Below are 15,264 nucleotides of genomic sequence, written 5' to 3'. Positions count from 1 at the left end.
AGTCGAAGTAGTGATCTGACACAGCCCTTCTTTCATTGCCGGCTTAATGAGCTGTTCAATAAAATGCTGGGCTCCCCCACCACCCCCGCTGATGCGTGGGGCGGGGGGATGCCAGGATGGCGTGTACGCTGCGGCGGATGCGTTCGCTGCGCCAGCAAGCATGAGGCCTGCGGCGAGGGGAGCAGTGACGGCGCCAGCTCTCAGTACCTGCTTCTGCCTCGTCGTCATCCCTGGGTGTGCTTTCCTGTGTCGACCTGCCAATTCATTCTTCCTTTCGCGTTCGCACTGTGAAACGATTCTTCCCCCAACGCGGGAAGGGCTAGGAGCCGGCTCCCTCCAGCAGGTTCGCGAATTATCCCTCATGAACGGAGCGCTCGTAGGTGATGCCCGCTTCACGTTGGAGGTTTCCGCATGCATCGATACTCTCATCCAGCCGCGTAATGGCAATTGGACTTCCGGCTGCCTTCCGTTATCTTAAGTTCAGGGCAGAGCCCCGCATACACGGACAGGAGAAGCTGGCGGAGAGCAGCATGCGAGACGAAAGTCTTTGTGATGCGACTTCGGTAGCAGACCGGCCGCCGGGGAAGAGACCCGTCCCGTCACCAGGGCAAGACGCGTGCATTCTCACGCGGCGAGACGAGCCGCTCACGCCCGTACCCACCCTGATCAGGGCTATTCCAAGGCCAGCGTGATCCTTTGGAGTGGCTCCCAACGGGGAGAAAATGACGCCGCGCGTGACCAACTGTCCCGCTTCTTCCGGTTGGCCGAGGGAACCTGGCCCGGCGATGACCGCATCGGTCGCCGTCCCGATACTCGGGGCACCGTGGCAAGGAAGGCCTCCGATGCTCCGCGGGCGCTCGGGCACCTGAACGAGCGGGGATCGTCAGCACACGTCAGTCTTCTTTGAGGGCTCAAGGCCCGGATCGTCGGCGGACGTTGTGCTGACGCAAACGGCCGGCGTCGAGGAGGCACCTTCAGCGACCTGAGCTACCGCCCATTAGATCGTGGGCCGCAAGCGGAGCATCGCCATCGACACGCTCGGCCTCCTGCTCGTAGTGCTGGTCACCGCGGTCGGCGTGCAGGACTCCGTGGCCGGCACCACCTTGCTCGACCAGGTCGCCGCCGCCCATACCGGTATCCGCAAGGTGTGGGTGACGGTGGCTACCGCAAGCGCTTCGTCGAGCACGCTGCCCCCCCCTCGGCATCGATATGGAAATTGCCGCCCGTACCTATGCAATAAGCCTGTTGTTCCCGCCGCGCCGGTGGCCTCCTCAGGCGGTTTCAGGTGCCCGTGGGTGGCTGTCCAGCCGTCGCCGCCACCTTCAGGAGTGAGCTGATATGTGGTGGTACCGGTGTGCTCCGGTAACGCGACAACAGGTTGGAAGCGCCTGCTGCTGTCATAGTCATGCAACGGACGGTGAGGAACCAATTACCCCCGAATATGAATCGGGCGGATAGCTCCTGGTCATCGAGGTGAAAACGGCTCGACACACGCCTCAACTGCTGGCGCGTGGAGGCGCGTTCGGCATAGGTGATCCTGCGCAGGGTGGCACGCGCGATGGGATGGCCGCGGACGAGCTACGGTGCGAGCCTCTCGGCTGCCCGAAGCTCGTCGAGGGCCTTGTGCCGGTCCCCGTCCCACGGCCACGCACGGGCCAGGTCCATGCGATGGTGCCCCTGACGGGAGTTGGGCAGCGCCGCGATCTGCGCCGGGGCGGCCTGCTCGTTGCGCCGCAGAGCCGCCCTCTGATCGCTCAGCTCCAAGGCGGTGTTGATGCCGTGGGTGACGTTCCCGGACGAGAAGGTTAGGGAGTGCCGGTCGTCGAACGGCTCACCGCCGCCGCGTCGGCACGGTTGGCGGCCCGACGGGCAAGGCCGAGGCGGTGTTCGGTCTCGGCCGCGTTGGCCGCCCGCGCGGCGGAGACAGCCGCCCTGAGCTGGAGCGTCCCCACGCGCGGACCGCGCGGCTCGCCCTGCCCGTACTCACTTTCGATACCGCCGAGGGCCTTGTCAGCCAGAGCCAGGCGTCCGCCCAGTCGGCGGTGGCCCACGTGTCCCACACCCCCATCCAGTCGGACACAGCAGGCAGCACCGGACCACCCGACAACCTCGACGCCCACGCGGCCCGCTCGCACGCGGTGGCAACGAGTTCCGGGTGACCCGAGCGCGTGCGCAGCGGTGTGAGCGAATTTGCAGCACACCGCATAGATGCCGAAGGCTTCCTCCCGGTCATGGCCGGTCGACCGGTCCGCGAGTGCGTGAGCCTTACGCAACAGGTCGGGCAGGCTCCCACGATCGCCACGCTCGCCGCAGCAGCCCGCAGCGTCGCAGACCAGCATGAGCACGTCGCTCACCCGCGGTTCTTGATCTCGGTGAGGATGTGCAGCCCGTGCTTGGCGCCCTCGCCGCCGTCGCCGGCCCACAGCCCCAGGATCTCCTGCCGGCCCTCGGTGGTGACGGCCAGGGCGACGTAGACGGGCCGGTTGGCCACCGCGCCGTCACGGATCTTCACGTGGATTGCGTCGATGAAGACGACCGGATAGACGGCGTCGAGGGGTCGGCTCCGCCATTCGGCCATGCCCTCGAGGAACTTGTCGGTGATGGTGGAGATGGTCTAACGGGAGACGTCGGCGCCGTAAACCTCGGCCAGGTGGGCCTGCACCTCGCCGGTGGTCAGGCCCTTCGCGGCCAGCGAGATGACCATCTCGTCGACGCCGGTCAGGCCCTTCTGTCGCTTCGTGTGCGGGGCCAACCCGCCCGCACGGCTCTTAGGGGCGGCGTGGCAACGCGCCGCTGCTACCCGACAGGCCATCGCGGTCACCGCAGCCGCCGCGCCCGCTGTCGCGGGCTCGCGAAGCCCCATCTTGAGAACGTCTACTCCGCCGTTGCCTTTAACCTGATCCGCATCGATGCCTGGTGGAACGGCCAGCCCCTCGACCGCACCCGCACCAGCCACCTCGTCCGCCTCGACCTCACCCTCGCCGCATAACCCCACATTTGGCCAGCGGGATCGCCGACGCTGTGAAGGGCCGCACTACCGAGAACTGGCACTCTCTCAGCACCGGGGATGCCGTGACCTGGCCGGGCCTCCGTGAGGCGCAAGTCCGGGGACTGGGCTCATGGGTCGATGACGACCTTGCAGTCGTACGTACCGGGTTCCAGGCCCTCGAATGTCGCCGAGGTCCTGGTGGTGTCCGACGCCGTCTGGCTGGTGCAGGTGATGGTGGACTCGGTGGCGCCCTGCACCCGCGGAGTCGCGGTGATGGCGAGGTCCGTCAGGGGCGTGTTCCTGAACTGGACGCTCTCGCCGGTGTACGGGGTCTCGGTGCAGTTGGCCGCGTTGTCCACTGTGACCGTCTGGCTGGGGTTGTCCGCGTAGCCCGGGTGATCCCCCTCAGCCACGGTGTAGGCACCGAACGGTAGGTCGTCGAAGCAGACCCGCCCGGTTCCTCCCATGTCGGTCGAGCCGCTCTTGACGACCTCGCCGGCGTTGTTGGTGACCGTGAAGGGCACGCCGTTGTGGGGGTGCTCACCGTCGCCGTCCGCCTTGTGCTTGCGGACCTTGGTGATCAGGATCGCGCCCCTCTTGCGCACATCGGTAAATTTCAGCGTGACCTTCTGGTTGGCGGCGACGGTGGCGTGCTGGTCGGCCGCTGTGTCGTGGCCGTCCGGGGTGCTGGTCTCGACGACCCAGTACTGCCCCTGCGGCACGTCGGAGATGGTGCAGGTGCCGGGACCGGGGGCGCCGGTCACGCACGTGAGGGCGGGGCTGGTGACCGTATCCTCTGGGCCGCGCAGGCTGCCCGTCGGCGCCTTGTCGTTGTAGAGGGTGAACTCCGCCCCGTCGAGTGAAGCGCCGGTGTCGTCCATCTTGTTGATCTGGACGCTGCCGCAGTTGGAGACTTTGATGTCCGTCGGCGGGACGAAGTCTTTCAGCGCCGAGGTGAAGGAGTCCGAGGAACGGCTCTTGAGATAGGCCGAGCCGAACGACTTACAGCCAGTGCCGGTGCCGAAGAGCGCGGACAGCCGGATCTGGGCCTCACCGAAGGTACGCGGGTCGTGCGCACCCAGACCGTCGCTGTCCGCCTGGGCGATCGGGCTAGTGTTGATTGAGGCGGCGGCCTTCGTCGCGTCGAGGGCCGTGGCCGTGCCCCACTTGGTGCCCGACCAGGTGCGGATCGAGATGCTCGGGTGGGTACCGCCCTGCGATAGGTCGTACTGGATCAACAGGTCGCCGACTGTACGCACCGGGGTGATGCCGTTGCTGCTGAGGGTGTTGCTCTGGTTGAGTTCGAAGTCCATGTTCGTGGTGCCCGAGGGCTCCTGGACACGCGACCAGAACAGGTTGAGGAAGCCGTCGGTGGTGGCGCCTTCCTGGTAGAGGCCGAAGAACTTCAGATCGCTCTTGTTCGGCGGGATGCCGCCATCGACGACTGTGGGGACGGCGATGTCCTCCTTGGTTCCCTCACCGAACGACTCATCCGTCGGCCCGCTTGTCGTGTCCGCTTTGCGGACCTCGGCGACGCTCCCCCAGTCGTCCGGGCTGTCGGAGTCGTCGACGACCAGGTTGGCGTCCTCGTCGATCTCGAAAGTACTGCTGGACAGGCTCGGCGGGGGCGCCTGTGCCGTGGCCACGGCCGGCACCAGTCCGATGGCCAGCACGGCCGTACCCGCGGCTAATCGGGTGCTGCGGGATTTCCAACCGGTACGGCGGATTCCAGCGGACAACTCGGGTTGCGTAATTGGGCTCAACGCGGATCCTCTCCATAACGGGGCTGGCCGAACCGCGCACGTTTCGGCCAGCCTCATGGGCCAGTTCTGGGTGTACAAGGCCAAGAAAGAGCGTGCGCAATGCAATGAATGGCGCGCACAAGTGGCCCTGCCCAACAACTAACACGATGGCGAAACCCGGGTGTCATCGACTGCCGCAGCCGGGTGACACACGGCTCTTTGAGGGGTGTTATCAATGCAGGTCGCGGGCGGCCTGGGTGACCGTGGACCCGGCATCACGAACCCGGCGTCCGGCCGCCTGACGCCGCCGGGCGGTGATCCGCGCCCCATCGGGTATCTGGGCAATGGTCTCGGTGAACGACTTCCTCGGACACGTCGCGTTGACCAAGCCCGTGGCTCCAGTCCGCTGGTGATCATTCACCGCAGTCCCAGCAGCCGTCTCCGTCAGTCTTGCCTGAACACCGTGCTGTGTTTCAGCAGGATCTTGCTCGCGGCGAAGGGCCTGACCACCGGCGAGGTGCAAGCCCACCTGGCCGAGGTCTATGGCGCCGAGGTCTCCCATCAGACGATTTCGACCATCACCGAGCAGGTCCTCGAGGGCATGGCCGAATGGCAGAGCCGCCCCCTCGACGCCGGGTCTATCCGGTCGTCTTCATCGACGCCATCCACGTGAAGATCCGTGACGGCGCGGTCGCCAACCGGCCCATCTACGTGGCTCTGGCCGTCACCACCGAGGGCTGGCGGGAGATCCTGGGCCTGTGGGCCGGTGACGGCGGCGAGGGCGCCAAGCACTGGCTGCACATCCTCACCGAGATCAAGAACCGCGGCGTCAGCGACGTCCTCATGCTCGTCTGCGACGGTCTGAAGGGCCTGCCTGAAGCGGTGGAGACGGTCTGGCCCAGGACGATCGTGCAGACCTGCGTCGTGCATCTGCTGCGGAACTCCTTCCGCTATGCCGCCCGCCAGGACTGGGACAAGATCGCGCGTCTCCTCAAGCCCGTATACACGGCGCCGACCGAAGAAGCCGCCCTGGACCGGTTCGCAGAGTTCGCCGATTCCTGGGGCAGGAAGTATCCGGCGATCGTGAAGCTGTGGGAGAACGCCTGGGAGGAGTTCACCCCGTTCCTGCGGTTCGACACCGAGATCCGGCGCATCGTCTGCACCACCAACGCGATTGAGTCGGTCAACGCGCGGATCCGGCGAGCGGTCAAGGTTCGCGGACACTTCCCCAACGAGCAGGCCGCGTTGAAGTGCGTCTATATGGCGATCATGTCCCTCGATCCCACGGGCAAGGGCCAGGTCCGCTGGACCATGCGCTGGAAGACCGCACTGAACGCTTTCGACATCACCTTCGACGGCCGCCTCTCAGCAGCCCGCCAGTAGCCCCAACCACCCCCAGTTACACCACTCGTTTGACAGTCCCCAAGCCGCTGGGTGAGGTTCTCGGAGGACAGCAGCTTGATGACCTCGACGTAGCGATCGGTGACCTGGCCTTCCCGGATCAGTTCGGCCTGTTCGCGGTCCTTCTCTCGGGTGTGTGCGAACAAAGCCTCGGTCTGCTTGTGGCCTTTGTGGGTGTAGTACAGGCCGAGCGCGGCGCCGGCGCCGAGGGCGACAAGCATGGTTCGGAAGCCGGTGATGACAACGCCGTCGGCAGGCTGAAGGTCTTTCGTGCGGAGGTGCGCACCGTCGATCCACCAGGGGCCTTGCCACAGCAGGAGGGCGTAACCGACGACCGCCAAGGCGATGGCGACCGCGAGCGTGATCCGCTTCGGCTTCATGGCAGCAGCATGGCCTTGCAAACGATTCGTCAACCGCTGGACACCACGGAGAGCAGAAGTTGAGGTTGCACCACATCTCTCGCAAGGTTCGCCAAAGCCCCGGCCGTGGTGACTACCAGCTGATCGCTTCGGTCACCGATCGCTCAACGTGCGACGGAAAGCGGCGCTCAACCTTGTTGCGACAGATCGGCGTGGGATGTCCGATGCCACCGAACTTTGAGTGTGTGTCATCGAAGCTTGAGAACCCATCTTTGAACGCCTGTTGGTCTCCTACATGCGCCATGGTGGAGGGCTCCGTGCCCACGAGGGCTCTCGGTTCGCAGGCGTCTGGCATGGGCTTTGCGGAGAGCTTTAGGGTGCTCCGCGCGCTGCAGCGGTACGCCTTTGCGGCATTGGCCCGACAGCCCAGGACGGTCCGCACTCCGGACCCCTGGACGTCACTCCGACCTTCACCACCTCGATCCTTGCCCGCGCCCGCCGCATCCGGCGCCAGTGCCGCGACCGGCGCACGGACGAACAGAAGACCGCCGTCGTCTTCACCGCCGGCATCAGCTGACTGCCGCACCCACGACACAACAGGGTCATGTCCCCTCAGCGCGACACCATCCACAACCGCGGCCCGAAGTCGTCGTCCGCGACCACGACCAGCCGTAGCCGGGGCACCCCGTCCCTGCCCATACAGCCACCGTACGAAGCGGAAGTGGCCGCCGGGAGAGCCCCGGCGGCCACTGCGCGAAACCCTTCGGCCTGCCCCGAAGGCGCTGACCGCTTCGAGTCCGGTCGGGGGCCTGCCAAGGACGCTCTAACTTAGGCAGAACAGGCTGGGCCCGGTCGGGTGGGACAGCCAGGTTTCACGGTCTACCATGCCGATGGCCGAGTGGTTGTCGGTGATCAGTTTCAGGCAGCTGACGGGCCAGAGGGTGTCGTTGCCCAGGTTGAACGCCGCCGGCAGACCCGACGCTCCGAGGACCGCCTGCCCGTCCTGTAGCGACGCACCGTACGGTACGGCGTAGTAGACGGATGGCGGCACGGCGATCGCGTTGCGGGTGAGGTCGGTGTAGGCGGCGATGTTCTGGATCTGCAGGCGCTGGCCGTTGACCACGACGGCGGCAGGCAACCCGGGGACCTGCAGCCCGTATCCCTCGTAGATCGCGGCGATCTGGCTGGGCGGCATCGATGCGCAGCTTGTGCCGCTGAGCAGGTCGAGACCGATGTGGGCCAACTGCCGCGGCGGGAAGGTCGTGGTGGACCGCATCACGTCCACGGGGATCCGCCCGCAGTCATTGGTCGTCGATGCAAGGGAGTGTTTGTCCGGGCGGGAGACAATGCCCGGTCCTTCGGTCCATGTGCCAGGCACGAAGCCGTCGGCGTAGGGGTGCACCCGCAGGTCGTTTCGGTCGAGGAAATGCAGAATGGTGCCGTCCGCGCGGGGCCCGTTGTTTGTGACGATAAACGCGCCCAGCGCGTCGGAGTACTGCCAATCGACTGAGAAGCCATTGACCACGAGGAAGCTGCGGGAGTTGGCTTCGGTCTTGGCCTGCCAGCCGGAGGCCGTGAAGACCTCCACACCACTCTGGAAGGTCGGATCGGGCGAGCGCCACGCGAACTGGCCGGCTCCGTTGCCCAACGCCCCGGCACCGGTGGTGTCGGTGAACATCAGGTAGAACTTGCCGTCGAGGTAGATGGCGCTGGGCTGGCCCGCACCGTAGTTGTTCCCCGTGTTCTGCTGATTCGCCGGGTTGATGATCGCCTGACCGTTGTTCAGCCGGGTCCAATGGATTCCGTCGGGGCTGGAGGCCACGCCGATTGTTGTCCCGAGCGGGTCAGTGTCGTGCCGCAAGGCACCGTAGTACATGTAGTAGGTGCCGTTGACGCGCACGACCGAAGGGTCGCAGGTGTGCTCGTTGTCGAAGCTGCCGTTGCCGGTTCCCTCGAACACGATCTGGTGGGGCGCCGTACTGCCCCGCGCGTGGAACGGGCCGTCCAGGCTGGACGACTCCGCGTACAGGATGTCGTCGCCCGGAACGCTCCCTGAAGGATCCTGGCCGCACCACCACATCTTGTAGACGCCGTCCAGCATGACCGCCGGCGCGTAGTCGTACGCCGAATCCCCGACAACGGCCCCCGGACTCGCCCGGTAGGAATCTGTACCAAGCGTGGGGGGTCCTGCAGACGATGCCGGGGGCTCAGCGGCCGTCGCGTGGGCGACCCCGTTCAGTGCCATCGCCAGCAGCGATAACAGGACAGTAGGAGCTCTTATGGCGTTCCGGGGCACATCTTCTCCTCATTGGTTAAGCCTCGGGAATATTTTCGCGAAATATGTCTGCATGTAGTGATGAGTGCGACAACACGGTATGACGGGAGCCGCGACGAAAAATCCCTCGCCCGAGGACGCGCCCTTCGGCCCCGAAGGCGTTGACCGGTCCGAGGCACTGGCCAAGAGGAAGCCCCGCAATTGAAGATCGAAGCTACGCGGCCAGGCGTCCTGCATGGCCGCTCCACGCCGCCCACTTTGGCGCTGTCGGTCGAGCAGCCTGTCCGGCGTCTGCGTCGACGCTGTTCTCGCGGCCGACTTCCGGAAGAAGCGGGCCTGACCGAACAGTGGCTCGTCATCAGGCCGCTTTCAGCGCAGATTGCGGGCGTGGCAGAGAGGCATTGGGCTGGACGGCAGGCCGGGTGAGCCTGCGGGTCATGAGCGTGATTGACGCGAGCGTGAGCATCGCCTCTGAGTGCTCGGGCAGAGTCTCGTAATCGCGGACATTCCGTCGCGCATGCAACAACCACGCCAGCGACCTCTCCACCACCCAGCGCCTCGGCAGGATCACGAACCCCTTCGCGTCCTTCGGCCTGCTCACCGTCTTGATGGTGAGCTGGAGGAAGGACTTGGCCCAGGTGATGAGGGTTCCCGCGTAGGCTAAGTCGGCCCAGACAATGGTGATTTCGGGGTGCATGAGGCGGAGCCGGAAGAGAGCTTCGCGGGCGACGACGCTGTCGTGCATGTCGGCCGGGGTGAACATCACGAGCAGCGGGAGCCCTTTGAGGTCCACGATTATGTGTCTCTTCCGACCCGGCGTCTTTTTCCGGCGTCGTAGCCCGAGGTGGCGCGCGGGACGGTGGCGGCGACCTTTACGGACTGCGAGTCGATCACCGCCGCCACCGGGTTCGGGGACGTGCCCATGGCTCGGCGGATCCGGCGCCCCAGCTGGTCGCGGATGAGGTTGAAGACCCCTGCGGCGGACCAGCGGGTGAAGAAGCCGAACACCGTCTTGAAGGGCGGGTAGTCGCTCGGCAGAGCGGCCCATTTGGAGCCCGTGTCGACGAGATAGCGCAGGGCATCGACGATCTCGCGCCGAGGGTGGGCCTCGGGCCGGCCACCGAGCGGTGTCTGGCAGGCCGGCGCCCGGCATCAAGGGCTCGATGAGCGCCCCCTCCAGGTCGATGGTGTCCGAGGGATACCGGCGCCGGCGCACGACGTCCAGCTCCCGCCCGTCGTCAGGCGATCAGGTCGAGAGTGGACTCGACCGAGTTGAGCTGGGCGACGATATGCCGCACCCGCTTGTCCTGCGGGTCCAGGGCGGCGTGCGGGGCGATGGTGCCGGTGATCAGGCGGCGTACCTCGGTGAGCAGCACATGCACCCGGGCCGTCTCATACGTCTCCAGCTCGTTCGGGTCGGCGGTGAACTGGTAGCCGTCCGCACGGGTGTAGATCACGGGCGGCCAGCCCTTCTTCGTGATGATGTCGCGCATCATCGCCATCCCTGAGCGGACCTGGCTGCGGGTGAGTTCGGTGGCCCGCGCATCAGCTGCGGCATGTGCAGCCCGGCTGGGCGGGCCTGTTTGAGCGCCTTCCAGATCGCTTCCGCGTGCTCGCGTGCCGCACCGCCCCGGTGCCGTGACCGGGGCATTCCTACTCGCCTCGCAGGAGTTTCGCGAGCTCTTCGTCGACGTCGACCTGGCCGGTGTCCACGGCGGTGAGGATCCACTCGCAGGTGGCCCGGACACGGTCGACGTTGTGGTGTACGGTGTCGCGCTCGTCCCCAGAGAAGGGCCGCTCGCGCAGTGACGGCACGATCTGCCCGGTGGCTGCGACGAACCGCTGGCAGGCGCCAATCAGGTCCAGGAACTCCAGCGCGTGGTTGATCCGCCGCACGGTCGGCCCGAACGGCTCCTGGCCGCCGGTGAGTTGCTGCTCCTGGGCCTCGCGCAGCTGGCGGGACTGCTCGACCTGGGCGTGGTTGACCTGGTGGCGAGCCGTGTCGTCGGTCATGGCCTTGAACGCCACCGACGGCCGGCGCAGCAGATCAGTCGCCACCTTCGCGGCAACCTGCTCGTCGGCGACCAGGTCGTGCACGGCCTCGACCTTCTCCTGCACGGTCTTCGGCCCCGGCCCGTGATAGCCGACCCGCTTCCGCGTCGTCTCCGGCGTCCACCGCCGCCTGCGGGTCCGCTCGTCCAGCGGTGGATTCCTGATAGCCACCCACCGTTCCTCGGGATCCGAGATCGCCGCCAGGACCTGGTGCGTGCTGAAGGCCACCCCTGCACACCGATGCCGTGCGGGCCACCGGCTGGCCAGCCACCGGTACTCCTTGATCGTGTTGTAGGGCACGTCGGTGTCCTCCGACAGCCGATGCAGCCACGCCGAGACACCGAACAAATCGTCCCGGAAGGCCCGGCCGCTGTGCGGCTCCTTCATGGGGACCACCTCGAGAGCGCCGTCGCCGATAATGAACTGGCTCTTCGACAGCGTCTCGACGGCCTCGCGCAGCCGCTCCACGATCTGCTCGTACCGGTCGACGCTGCCGCCGCCGACCTTCTCCGACCCGTCACCGCATCCACCCCCTGCCAGGCCGGAGCACGGCGCCGTGGCCGTGAAATGGGAACTCCGGCCCGCCCGGTACCGACAGAGTCCGCCTGCCGGTACGGGCCGCAAAGGCGTACCGCCGCGGCGCGCGGAGCATCCGAAAGCTCTCCGCAAGGCACGATGCGGGGCCAATGTGAACACAGAAAGCTGGTGTGTACTGAACCCTCCCCCGTGGCGCATGTACAAGATCAACAGGGGTTCAAAGATGGGTTCTGAGTGTTTTCGCGCGGGGGCGTCCGAAGTCCCACGCAGGTCTGCCTTTAAATCGATCAACATATTTGGTTCGATTGTCGTTCAGTTGCATGGTTTTCAACTCGTTCACGGTCTGGGTGACTAGTTTGGCTAGCGGTGCCTGCGTGGGTCTGCTCTGCTAAATCTCACGTGTTGTTGGCCGGGAAGGTAGGGATGGCAGTAGTGAACCCGATGCCGGCCCTGGAACGAGTGGCTGATCTGGGCGCTGTGCGGGTTGTCCACGGGGCCTCGCCGGTTCCTGGTGGAGAATTGTGTGCCAGTGACGGTCGTTGCCCATATGACCCGAGCCCATGCGCCGCGCTGCTCAAACGAGTCTTCGGCCCCGCCGCGATCCCGTTCAGGTTGACATGCGCGAGCTCGCCGCCCAGGTATCGAAGGCTTCTTCGCCTCCTGCTGGAGGGTTGCGGCGGTCCACGTGAAAGACGAGTGGAGTGAGAGCGATCCAGGGGTGTCCTCTGGCCACGGGAAGGGCAGTACCCAGTGATCTTCCCTGATGACGCTTGGCCGCTACCTTCACAAGCCCTCAGCTTCCTCAACTTCCACCCCAAGCACGGCCGGGCCTAACGCCGATGGGAGCCAGCACCATGAATGACCTTCCTCGCGACGCCTACACGATGCTGCAAGAATGCAGCCAAAGTTTCGCCCTCCCAATCAACACAATGCCCGGCACATTAAAATGCGCCGTGGCCTCCGCCTACCTTACTTTTCGCGCCATCGATGAGATCGAAGACCACCCAAAACTCGAGAGAGTGGAGAAAGAAGAGCTGCTCTTCAAGCTCAGTCAGCTTCTGCAGACTCGATTTTGCGGCCAGGATCTCACCTCTCTTCTCCGTGAAACGACACAGCCGCTGCCGCAAGTGACTCAAGAACTGCATCGCTGGCTGACACTGGCCCCCGCATCCATCAGCCCCAGCATCACCGAATCAGCTGCCGTGATGGCTATCCGCATGGCACATTGGGCGGCCAACGACTGGCAAATCCGCACCCCTGCAGACCTTGAGAGCTACACCTACGCCGTGGGCGGAGCTGTGGGACTGCTGATGAGCGAGCTGTGGGCCTGGTACGACAACAGCATCTCTCTCCGAGCCGAGAGCATCTCCATCGGCCAGGGACTGCAAATGATCAACATGGTAGTAGACCGCGAAGGCGACTTGGCGCGCGGATTCGACGGCTACCCCGACGGATGGACCACACACGACGCCATTGCATTCGCCCAAGAGAACCTGAACCTTGGTGACGCATACATCAACGCCCTACCGCCCGGACCGATTCGCACTGCATGCGCTATGCCCCTCGCTGCCGTCTGGAAATTCCTGGGGAAGTCTCCAGGAGGCTGAGGAACGTCCAAGACGCAGGCAGCCGGACAGATCCCGCTCCGGATTAACACGGCGAAGGCTGCCTACCGCCGGCCCGGCAGGGCAACCGCCCGGCATGTCCTTCGCCCCTGAGGGATGCCGAAGCCTGCCCGGCCTGAGCCCTGCCGGCGCATCAAACCTCATGCCCAGTCCGACGCCGACGGTAAAAGGAGTCCGCTCGTGTCCGGTCGAGATATACCGGGAGAGGCAAGCGTGGAGGTGCGGGATGTGCATCACGCCTACCGCCGACGTCCGGTTCTACGCGGTGTGGAAATGCAGATCCAGTCAGGGATGCTCTGTGGCATCGTTGGAGAAAATGGCGCCGGCAAGTCCACGTTATTGAGAGTAGTTTCGGGGGAGCTGCGTCCGACACGGGGCACCGTCCGTCATCGCGGCCGGTTCGGATACTGTTCCCAGCAGGTGATTCTCAACGATGCTCTGACCGTCCGCCAGCACCTCACGTTCTTTCAGACTGCCTACGGCCTGTCGGACTTACGGTATGCAGAGGAGCTGATGGATGCGCTGGGATTCACTGATCACGTCGATGACCAGGCCGGGATACTCAGCGGTGGGACACGGCAGAAACTTCACCTCACACTGGCGCTGATGCACGATCCTCAAGTGCTCTTACTCGATGAGCCGTACCAGGGCTTCGACTGGGACACCTATCAGCGGTTCTGGGACCTAGCAGTACGACTTCGTAAGGAAGGCCGCTCGGTCCTGGTCGTTTCTCATCTGGCCTACGACACCGAGCGCATGGACATGCTATGGCGGCTCGACCATGGTGTGCTGCGCCCGGCCGAGGCGGTGATCCCGTGAGATTTCATCTGACACGGTTTGCCACCGCCTTCCGGTATGCATTGATTGAGCAGGTCCATAACCGCTTCGCCATGACCCTTATAGTCTTATTCGTTCCTTTCTGGACGGCGCTGACGTATCTGGCGATGCCTGCCACCCGAGTGCCCATGCAGCTACGAGCCACCGGGGAGGAAGTAGCCCCGCCCGCTAACGAACTCACCGCGATCAGCGGTGCGCTCAATGGCGTTACCATGATCACCGGTTTCATGATGTTTGCCGCCACGCTCGCCGACAAGGCGTTCGACCGCCGGTTGGTGATGGTCGGCTATCCCCGCATACACCTCGCGTTAGCCAAGCTCACCACACTCGCCCTCGCCTCGACGGCAATCGCCGCCTATGTCACTGGGCTCACCAACCTGGCCTGGAGTCCCCGGCAATCGCTCCTATTCATGGTCGCGTTGCTTTGTGCTGGGCTTACTTACGGCGCTCTAGGTGTAAGTCTCGGTTCCGTACTGCGCCGGGAAGTTGAAGGTATGTTCGCCATCGCGATGCTCAGCATCATCGACCTCGCGCTGCAGAGCCCCGTCCTTGGCTCAGACAGTGACAACCCGGTGATACGCTACCTGCCCTCCTACGGAGCCATGCAGGCCAGCACCGCGGCGGTATTCTCTACAGGCTCTGCAACGCGCTACGTCGTCATCCAGCTAGCTTGGTTCGCAGGAGCTGTCCTCGTTGCCCTGGTGAGCTTTGATCGCAGCACTCGCGGCGCTTTGCCCGCAAACGCTGTCATGGGCCACGAGTTCACCGCCAGAGGGCGGCCGGCGGAACCCGTACACCGGCAGACATGACAACTCCCCCCACGGATGCTTCGTGGACAGCAGATCTTTTCAAGCTCCGGCATGATTTCGTCGGATCCAGACGGATGATGCTGTCCACGGCAGTACAGCGAAGAGCGGCACCACCTGCACCACATTGGTACGCAGCAACCTGCAGGATTCCCACGGCCGTGTCCCGGCAAGCTTCTCTCGTGCAGTCTGTCCGGAACGAGGGCAGGTCCAGTTCGACCGGGGGCCCTGGGGCAGGTACTCCAGGCTGTCGAGGATCTCTGGCGCTCGAGAAAGGGTTGCGTTGCCCGACAGGTGCGCCTGGATCGGTCCGCCGCCCCCGCCGGCAGGCGAGCGAGAGGGCCCAGACCGATAGGCATGCATCGCGCCCCGAACAGCAGCAGCCACATGCCGCGTACGACGTGGGACGCCTTGGTCTTGGCGCCCGCCTGGATGTTGGCCGGGCTGCGCACGGTGACCGCGGTCATCGGCAGCGCGCTGAGGGCACTGCAGACTGCGTTGCCTGCGCCCTGGGCCATGAGCGCGTAGCGTGTTCAGAGACGCCGTGGGCTAGTACTGCAACGGTGCTTGTTCTGATTGCTGGGCAGTTTCAGGGACTGTGTCCGCGTCGTTTGTAGTGGCTGATGCGGGCTTGGTGCTGG

The 15,264-nt window shown here is 65.2% G+C and carries 8 protein-coding genes and 7 pseudogenes; 7 read left to right on the top strand and 8 right to left on the bottom strand.

Going from position 1 to position 15,264, the window contains the following annotated elements:
• Window positions 1–1,001: 1,001 nt before the first annotated feature.
• A pseudogene (locus ACZ7NC_RS38480) lies at window positions 1,002–1,317 on the top strand (transposase); the annotation flags it as partial.
• 150 nt (window positions 1,318–1,467) lie between these two features.
• Here the strand turns inward: ACZ7NC_RS38480 and ACZ7NC_RS38475 are convergent.
• Together ACZ7NC_RS38475 and ACZ7NC_RS38470 are read right to left on the bottom strand one after the other, a co-directional pair.
• Window positions 1,468–2,323, bottom strand: a pseudogene (locus tag ACZ7NC_RS38475) (helix-turn-helix domain-containing protein); the annotation flags it as partial.
• Window position 2,324: 1 nt separating this feature from the next.
• Window positions 2,325–2,773, bottom strand: a pseudogene (locus ACZ7NC_RS38470) (transposase); the annotation flags it as partial.
• A 6-nt stretch (window positions 2,774–2,779) separates the two neighbouring features.
• Here ACZ7NC_RS38470 and ACZ7NC_RS38465 point away from each other — a divergent pair.
• Window positions 2,780–2,989, top strand: coding sequence for a hypothetical protein (locus tag ACZ7NC_RS38465; RefSeq protein ID WP_471495666.1), 210 nt, complete (start codon window positions 2,780–2,782; stop codon window positions 2,987–2,989).
• A 128-nt stretch (window positions 2,990–3,117) separates the two neighbouring features.
• Here the strand turns inward: ACZ7NC_RS38465 and ACZ7NC_RS38460 are convergent, their stop codons facing one another.
• Window positions 3,118–4,728 (bottom strand): MSCRAMM family protein, encoded by a 1,611-nt coding sequence (locus tag ACZ7NC_RS38460; RefSeq protein WP_471495626.1) that lies wholly within the window; start codon window positions 4,726–4,728, stop codon window positions 3,118–3,120.
• Window positions 4,729–5,218: 490 nt separating this feature from the next.
• On the opposite strand from ACZ7NC_RS38460, the pseudogene ACZ7NC_RS38455 reads away from it, so the two are divergent.
• Window positions 5,219–6,114: pseudogene (locus tag ACZ7NC_RS38455) on the top strand (IS256 family transposase); the annotation flags it as partial.
• Window positions 6,115–6,143: 29 nt separating this feature from the next.
• Complete coding sequence (locus tag ACZ7NC_RS38450) at window positions 6,144–6,575, top strand: hypothetical protein (protein WP_471495624.1); 432 nt, start codon at window positions 6,144–6,146, stop codon at window positions 6,573–6,575.
• 739 nt (window positions 6,576–7,314) lie between these two features.
• Here ACZ7NC_RS38450 and ACZ7NC_RS38445 read toward each other — a convergent pair.
• From ACZ7NC_RS38445 to ACZ7NC_RS38430, 4 genes and pseudogenes are all read right to left on the bottom strand, one after another.
• Window positions 7,315–8,592: a glycoside hydrolase family protein gene (locus ACZ7NC_RS38445; RefSeq protein WP_471495621.1), complete on the bottom strand. Its 1,278-nt coding sequence runs from the start codon at window positions 8,590–8,592 to the stop codon at window positions 7,315–7,317.
• A gap of 532 nt (window positions 8,593–9,124) precedes the next feature.
• Window positions 9,125–9,982, bottom strand: a pseudogene (locus ACZ7NC_RS38440) (IS5 family transposase).
• 22 nt (window positions 9,983–10,004) lie between these two features.
• Window positions 10,005–10,417, bottom strand: a pseudogene (locus ACZ7NC_RS38435) (RacP protein).
• Window positions 10,418–10,419: 2 nt separating this feature from the next.
• A complete protein-coding gene (locus tag ACZ7NC_RS38430) occupies window positions 10,420–11,286 on the bottom strand; it encodes a DUF6192 family protein (RefSeq protein WP_471495619.1) in 867 nt (288 codons plus the stop codon).
• Window positions 11,287–12,209: 923 nt separating this feature from the next.
• Here ACZ7NC_RS38430 and ACZ7NC_RS38425 point away from each other — a divergent pair.
• The 3 genes from ACZ7NC_RS38425 (at window position 12,210) to ACZ7NC_RS38415 (ending at window position 14,626) form a co-directional block, all read left to right on the top strand.
• Window positions 12,210–12,962 carry a squalene/phytoene synthase family protein gene (locus tag ACZ7NC_RS38425; protein WP_471495617.1) on the top strand — a complete coding sequence of 251 codons (753 nt, stop codon included), beginning with the start codon at window positions 12,210–12,212 and terminating at the stop codon, window positions 12,960–12,962.
• 231 nt (window positions 12,963–13,193) lie between these two features.
• A complete protein-coding gene (locus ACZ7NC_RS38420; protein ID WP_471495660.1) occupies window positions 13,194–13,799 on the top strand; it encodes an ABC transporter ATP-binding protein in 606 nt (201 codons plus the stop codon).
• Window positions 13,796–14,626 carry an ABC transporter permease gene (locus ACZ7NC_RS38415; RefSeq protein WP_471495615.1) on the top strand — a complete coding sequence of 277 codons (831 nt, stop codon included), beginning with the start codon at window positions 13,796–13,798 and terminating at the stop codon, window positions 14,624–14,626. Before ACZ7NC_RS38420 ends, ACZ7NC_RS38415 begins: the two co-directional genes overlap by 4 nt.
• Here the strand turns inward: ACZ7NC_RS38415 and ACZ7NC_RS38410 are convergent.
• A pseudogene (locus ACZ7NC_RS38410) lies at window positions 14,580–15,156 on the bottom strand (SulP family inorganic anion transporter); the annotation flags it as partial. The gene ACZ7NC_RS38415 and the pseudogene ACZ7NC_RS38410 sit on opposite strands and share 47 nt — an antisense overlap.
• Between the last annotated feature and the right edge of the window lie 108 nt (window positions 15,157–15,264).

It is taken from the genome of Streptomyces sp. NPDC111802 (assembly GCF_055634335.1).
The sequence above is the reverse complement of the archived record's forward strand: the minus strand, read 5'-3'. Positions and strand labels throughout refer to the sequence as shown.